At 54.9% G+C, this 5,906-nt stretch carries 6 protein-coding genes; 3 read left to right on the top strand and 3 right to left on the bottom strand.

Translation table 11 applies throughout. The features are described from left to right. The 3 genes from V6D20_00475 to V6D20_00465 all read right to left on the bottom strand — a co-directional run. On the bottom strand, positions 1 to 293 hold a 293-nt coding region (locus V6D20_00475; protein HEY9814271.1), incomplete at its 3' end, for a hypothetical protein. A gap of 55 nt (positions 294 to 348) precedes the next feature. Then, complete coding sequence (locus tag V6D20_00470) at positions 349 to 1,275, bottom strand: LysR family transcriptional regulator (GenBank protein HEY9814270.1); 927 nt, start codon at positions 1,273 to 1,275, stop codon at positions 349 to 351. 339 nt (positions 1,276 to 1,614) lie between these two features. Next, complete coding sequence (locus V6D20_00465; protein HEY9814269.1) at positions 1,615 to 2,400, bottom strand: pentapeptide repeat-containing protein; 786 nt, start codon at positions 2,398 to 2,400, stop codon at positions 1,615 to 1,617. Positions 2,401 to 2,734: 334 nt separating this feature from the next. Here V6D20_00465 and V6D20_00460 point away from each other — a divergent pair, with 334 nt between their 5' ends. From V6D20_00460 to V6D20_00450, 3 genes are all read left to right on the top strand, one after another. Next, positions 2,735 to 3,193, top strand: a complete 459-nt coding sequence (locus V6D20_00460) for a cupin domain-containing protein (GenBank protein HEY9814268.1) — start codon at positions 2,735 to 2,737, stop codon at positions 3,191 to 3,193. A gap of 15 nt (positions 3,194 to 3,208) precedes the next feature. Next, entirely contained in the window at positions 3,209 to 4,885 is a 1,677-nt protein-coding gene (locus V6D20_00455) for a CocE/NonD family hydrolase (protein ID HEY9814267.1), read from the top strand. A 146-nt stretch (positions 4,886 to 5,031) separates the two neighbouring features. After that, positions 5,032 to 5,742: a rhomboid family intramembrane serine protease gene (locus V6D20_00450; protein HEY9814266.1), complete on the top strand. Its 711-nt coding sequence runs from the start codon at positions 5,032 to 5,034 to the stop codon at positions 5,740 to 5,742. Positions 5,743 to 5,906 lie beyond the last annotated feature (164 nt).

Genomic DNA, 5,906 nt, shown 5'->3' with positions numbered 1-5,906 from the left:
GCGGTGCGCGATCGCCCGTCGTAGGGGTTGCTGAGGATGGTCACGGGGCGATCGCTGTTGATCGGCTGCAGTTTTGGGCCTAGGTCATCATAGGCATCCAGGATGCCGGCTAGCTCGTCTCCGTTGGGGCGCTTGATGCGATGGGCGATCATAAATGCGCCGATTTGGGCAGGGGTGGCTTCCTGCTGCAAGATCATCCGCGTGGCGGCGGCCGACTCTGCCCGAGTCAGGTCTTTGTGGGTATGGGTTCCACTTCCCACCTTTTGCAATAGTTCCCGAAAGACATGGCTCATAGTAGGGGCCTCGGTAGCATAGACAGCAGGTGGCTGAGGGCCAAGATTTAGCAGTTTAGCGGATTTTGAGGAGCGATTGTATGCCAAGTTGGCTGCCTAGGAGTTGATGGGCTAGGTCGCGGAAGTGGGCGATCGGGGGAATCTGGAGGCGATCGCTGGTTGTCACGAGCACTACCTCTCGATGCAAGGTAGGCGTATCGGTGTCGCGAATAGCAAGGGTTTCATCCTGATGAACATCGGCCAGGGCAGAGATGGGCAACAGCGCCACTAATTCGCCCTGGCGGACAATGCCACGAAAGGCATCGAGGGTATTCAGCTCCATGGCGACTTTGAGGGTCATGTCCTGGCGCTGAAACTGTTCTTGCACCAAGCGCTGCATCCCATAGCCATCTTTGAAGACCACATGGGGAAACTGGGCGAGATCAGCCCAGGGTACCTGTTGATAGCGGGTGAGAGGATGCTGGGCCGACATCAAAACGCAAACAGGTTCGGTGTAGAGCAGATCTACCACCAGCTCGGCGCTGCTGGTGAGGAAGCGGTTATTCATGACGATCGCCAAGTCCACCAAACCGTCTTTGAGAACCTTCAGGGCGCGATCGCTGCCCAGGGAGGTGACCCGCAACTGCACGCCAGGATAGTCGCGGCAAAAGGTTTGCAGCACCGGCGGTAGGTAGCGGGCGCAGACGGAATGGATGGCGGCAATACATAGCTCCGGCTGTTTGCCCTGCAAAAGTTCGCCAATATCCTCTACCGCTGTTTGCCATTCTCGACAAATGCGCTGGGCCCGGGGTAAAAAGCGTTCGCCAATAGTGGTTAGGGTGGCGGTGTTGCCGCGATGGAAGAGAGGCGCGCCCAGTTCAGCTTCTAAGCTCTGAATCTGGCGGCTGACCGTAGACTGAGTGATATTGCAGCGCCGTGCCGCTTGTTGAAAGCTAGCCGTGTCTGCGACCGCCAAAAACGCCTGCAATTGCTCCAACCGCATACTAGTCCGTGAGATCTGCTCTTAGAGGCTGACCATACCCAATTTTGACGGTTCAATTCGGTACCGTTTGATACCGCTGGCGATCGCAATCATGGGGTTTGCCCATCTTGGATCAAATGTTGGATCGCGTCCCTAGTGTTGGCAGTGAATGGGTGACCTGTTGATCATCGAATAGATTGGCCGTCAGACTAGGATGACTCGCTGGGTTTGAACCATCGTCCATAACTCGCCATCTAGTTTCTGTGATACACCAGCAAGGAAATGCGTCATCAAGGAAGCGATCGCTGGCCGGTCACACTTTAGCCCAGTTCATTTGTAGACAGAGTGAGTTATCTTAATCTAGCGAAGTAAGAATCTTAGAACCATAGTGGACAACGAGCTAACGAAGTTCAGGAAGTTTGGCTGTCCTGCATCATACTCTCGCTCGGATGCTTGCTCATACAGTGCCACCATCGTACTCAGTTGGAGGGCCGACTCCTGCCCCGCTACGTTATTCTCCGCCACATACATCTGTTCAGCCGTGGCTGCATCGGTCAGGGCTCCTTCCATATCTGCAAGACGGTAGCGGGAGATGCCCCGTGCCAAGATGGCATTGGTATAGTTCGGATCCATGGCTAAGACGCGGTTATAGTAGTCAATGGATCCGCTATAGTTGCCTCGCTGGGTTTCAGTGAGTCCCCAACTGTAGAGCATGTCGGCGGTGATGACACTTTCAGGTAAGTTAACTGCGCCGACCAAGAAGGCGTTGGTGAGAATAGCGCCGGTCATGTTGGAGTTAGTAAAATAGGCTTCTCGCAGATCGGCTCCCGTGAGATCTGCACCGCGTAGATCGGTATCTGTGAGATCCGCATAGCTCAACACCGCGCCCCGGAGATTCGCCCCTTGTAAATTGGCACCCCGCAAATTGGCTCGGTTCAGGTTAGCGTCTCGTAGATCGGCTCCAGATAGGTCAACCCCGCTCAGATTACTATTCACTAGCCCAGCATTGAAGAGGTCACATCCCGAACATTCGCGGGTGTTCATCAACTGCTGTAGATGTACAAGATCCTCGGCACGGGCCGGAGTACTCAAACCAACAACAGTAGCTGCAACAGTGAGGGGAATCAGCAAAGAGTAACGGTTCATGGGTGCGATCGCTCCTGGGTAACGCGGTGTGTGAGACTGTGCCCCTTGAGTGTACTCAAAGAAGCTGGTATTGGGCCAAGACGCTAGAACTCCTGCCTAAGTGCCATAACATGTTGTAACAACCTCAGAAAGCATCGTCAATGCGAGCTGGATTGGGTGGGGGCAGCGGTTGTGACGCTAGCTACAGACAGTGCGCTGATCTTCAGCCCAGGATGACAAACGGAAACATTTCAGTGGAAATGAGTCAAGACCGGTTTGAGCCGTGCAAACTGGAAGTACCTCGGCTGATTGATCCCCGTTTGTTCCGCCTAAGCTATAGGAGACCGCATTGGCTATGGATGACACTACACGCTGCATGATTCCTGTTGTAAAGTCCCCCCGTGACTTACAGGTCTTTCAAATTAGTCCTGAAGACCGCAACCGCTTGGCCATTGTCTTCGATCCTGAAACGGCTAATACCTCGCTCACTTACTGTGTAGAAATCTTTGAAGAAGGTGGCCGCACGCCGGCCCATCGCCACTGCATGGCCATTGAGATGTTTTTTATCCTCAAGGGTACGGGGCGGGCGGTGTGTGACGGCAAAACCATGATTCTCAAGCCTGGCGATAGTATCTTAGTACCGGCTGACGGCATCCATGCTCTAGAAAATGCTGGGCCGGGTCGCCTTTATGCCCTATGCATCATGGTTCCCAATGAAGACTTTGTGGAATTGATTCGCAATGGCATTCCTGCGGAGTTGGATGAAGAGGATTTACGAGTCTTGAACCGTACCGATATGCTAGTAGCCTGTTAGGGAATCAACAAGCGCATGTGGCCGGTTCAACCGAAACAAACCCTGTCGATGCACACCCGCGACGGGGTGCGTCTGGATGCGGATGTCTACTATCCTGCTGTGGAGGGTGACTATCCCGTTTTACTAATGCGGCAGCCCTATGGACGGGCGATCGCTTCCACGGTGGTCTACGCTCATCCGGCTTGGTACGCTGCCCATGGCTACATTGTGGTCATTCAAGATGTGCGGGGGCGAGGCAGTTCGGAGGGAGAGTTTCGCCTCTTTGCTCAGGAAATCGATGATGGGTTCGATACCGTTGCCTGGGCTGCGAGCTTACCCGGCAGTACGGGGCAGGTGGGCATGTATGGCTTTTCCTATCAAGGCATGACCCAGCTCTATGCGGCCATGGCTCAACCGCCCGCCTTGGTGACGCTCTGCCCCAGCATGATTGGCTATGATCTCTACGCCGACTGGGCCTATGAGGGCGGTGCCTTTTGCCTCCAGGGTAATCTAGGTTGGGCGATCCAACTGGCAGCAGAAACAGCGCGGCGGGCAGGCCAATCAGAGGCCTATCGATTGCTCTATCAAGCTGGCCACGCGCTGCCCTTGACCGATCCGGTGAACGGTCAGTCTGATCTCTTACGCCAATGGGCTCCTGACTCCTACTACCACGATTGGCTGCACCATGGGACGCCGGATGACTATTGGCGATCGCTTTCCCCCCAGGGTTTTCCTGCCGTGATGGACTTACCCATGCTGCACATTGGCGGCTGGCACGATAGCTATTTGCGGGGTACCCTGCGGTTCTATCATCAGATGGCGGCGGGTAGTATTCACACTCAGCATCTCTGGGTGGGCCCCTGGGGTCATTTGCCCTGGGGACAGCAGGTTGGCTCGGTGAACTACGGCCCTGAGGCTGCTAGCCCTATTGACCGAGTGCAACTGCGCTGGTTTAACCAGTTTCTTAAAGGAGAATCGACCGGTTTATTAGACGAGCCACCGGTGCAGTGGTTTGAAATGGGCAGCAATCAATGGCGATCGCTCTCCCAGGTTCCCAACACGGCCGTTCCCCATACCTTGGTGAGCCATGGTTTAGCCACGATTGATCCTCAGGATGGTCAGCTTGTGCAGGATGTGGTGGTTCAGGATGCTATGGGTGGAGCTGCTACTCCAGACCAGCTCGTTCATGATCCATGGCGGCCGGTGCCGACGGTGGGCGGCCACGCGGCATTTCCGGCTGGGGCGGGCGATCGCACGGCCGTGGACTGCCGTACGGATGTGGCCACCTACACCACCGCACCCCTCTCCCATGACCTCCATCTGGCCGGAGCCCTACGGGCCGTAATCTATTGCACCGCCGATGCTCCTAGCTTTGACCTCTGCGCCGTGGTGTCCTCTGTGGATCCCACCGGTCGAGTGATGTCCATGAGCCAAGGCTATCAGCGCACAGACGGCGTCCCGCCGGGGCAACGCCATGCTGTTGAGGTGAATCTTCAGCCTACCTGCATCTGCATCCCCGCTGGTCATGCCCTACGTCTCAGCCTCAGCGCAGCTTGCTTTCCTGCCTATGCGGTTAACCCCGGCACGGGCGATCGCACCCACGATGGACAACTCATCCAAGCCCAGATCATCACCCTAGCCATCCACAGCGCCGCCACCCACGTCTCCCAACTGTGGCTCCCCGTGGTCGAATCGCCCCAAGAACCCTCCTAGCGATCGCTCGGGCCAAAGGTTCAGCCCAAAGAGTTATGGATAGGCGTTCCAAGATTTGGGAGAATCCAAGAAGCGATCGCTCCCAGGAACCATTTAATGACAAGCTGGGGGTCGTTCCATTTTTGTCCCCTACGTAAGGCAACCCCGTGGTACCTCTAAAAGACGATAACCCCGTTCGCATTACTCCCTATCTTACCTATGCAATTATTGCTATCAACATCCTCGTATTTTTGTACGAGATTACTCTCTCTCCTCAAGACCTCGAAGCCTTCTTTAGAACCTGGGCCGTTGTGCCTGCTGAGTTAACCCGCAGCTTTCACTATCCCAGCGGTTTTGCTGGCGAAAAAGCTGCTGAATGGTTTACGCTGATTACGTCCCAATTTATGCACGCTGGCCTGGCCCACGTGGGCGGCAACATGCTGTATCTGTGGATTTTTGGCAATAATTTAGAAGAACAGCTTGGACGCGTGCGGTTCTTGGTCTTTTACCTAGCCTGTGGCGTCTTGGCGTCGCTAGCCCAGTGGTACTTTGCGCCCCTATCAGACATTCCATCCCTAGGGGCAAGTGGAGCGATCGCGGGGGTCATGGGTGCATATATTATTCGGTACCCTAAGGTGAGAATCCTCACCTTAATCCCCCTCGGGATTTTTATCACCACCGTGCGCATTCCTGCCTTTATTTTTCTGGGAATTTGGTTTGTTCAGCAAGCCTTTTATGGCGTGGCTAGTCTAGACGTAACCACCAATGTCGGCATGGAAAGCGGCGGCATTGCCTACTGGGCCCATGCGGGCGGCTTTGTCTTCGGTGCCATTCTCGGTCCATTACTAGGGCTATTTAATTCCCGTCCTCGTTTCTAACCTGCTCTATTCATTGTGTTCTATTCACTGAGATTTCACTGTCATCCATGCGTGAACTTTATCCTCCTATTCAGCCCTATTGCACCTATACCCTACCCGTTTCTGACCTACATACTATCTATGTTGAAGAATGCGGTAATCCTCAGGGAAAACCCGTCGTGTTT

The organism is Candidatus Obscuribacterales bacterium (assembly GCA_036703605.1).
Classification (GTDB): Bacteria; Cyanobacteriota; Cyanobacteriia; order RECH01; family RECH01; genus RECH01.
This window is presented reverse-complemented; position numbering and strand designations above follow the sequence as displayed.